At 41.9% G+C, this 881-nt stretch carries 1 protein-coding gene; it reads right to left on the minus strand.

The annotated features are described in order from the left end of the window. Window positions 1–881, minus strand: an 881-nt coding sequence (locus BBROOKSOX_RS11860; protein ID WP_139662100.1) for a hypothetical protein, incomplete at both ends; no start/stop codon positions are given.

Consider the following 881-nt stretch of genomic DNA (forward strand, 5'->3'; position numbering starts at 1 on the left):
AACAATATTCAGACCGCCAAATAAGGAACCCCTGACATTGCCTGTGGAAAAATCAGTGAAAACATTGGCACCTGCTAAGAGATACAGAATTGAATTGCCAGAACCCTCTCTGGTAATGACATTTGCACCGCCAAATAATCTGGCGTTTAAGGTGCCTTTCCCCTTGTAAGTGACTATATTTGCCACACCAACGCCCATTAAATTTAGATTGCCTTCGCTAACCTCTACCTTGACAATATTACCCAATGAAACCAATATTAAGTCCGTGTTACCACGCCCATATCTATTTAATTTGTTTAAACGAGAACCACCGAGTTTTGCCTTCAATCTTCCATCGGTTGACCAGGTAACAACATTTCCACCACCTAATACACTCAAGTCTCCATTGCCTCGTCTTCCTGAACGGGTAATAAAATTACCGCCGCCACCGCCAATAAAATTAATATCACCATAATTACCCGTATGGGTAATTTTATTGATGGCACCAATACCTATAAACAAGATATTGCCATTGGCAGAATGATCAATAATATTGGCGGCGCCACCACCAATAAAATTAGTATTGCCAGACCTAGCTGTATTGACAACATGATTAGCTACACCAGCACCCTTGAAGGAAATGTTGCCCCTATATCCTCCTCTGCGCTCCACTAAATTGTATCCACCGATACCTACAAAATCAATATTGCCCTTGTGGGTGACATTAATAACTCTGTTGTAAAAACCCGCTCCATAAAAAACAATATCACCCGAATAACCTCGGCGTTCCACTTTGTTGTACGCCCCAATGCCACCCGTGAAATAAATACTGCCTCTACTTGCACTGTTGGTAACCTTGTTATACGCTCCAATGCCAGTAAAGTGAATGTCGCCTTGATCTA

This window comes from bacterium endosymbiont of Bathymodiolus sp. 5 South (genome assembly GCF_900128535.1).
Taxonomy (GTDB): Bacteria; Pseudomonadota; Gammaproteobacteria; order PS1; family Pseudothioglobaceae; genus Thiodubiliella.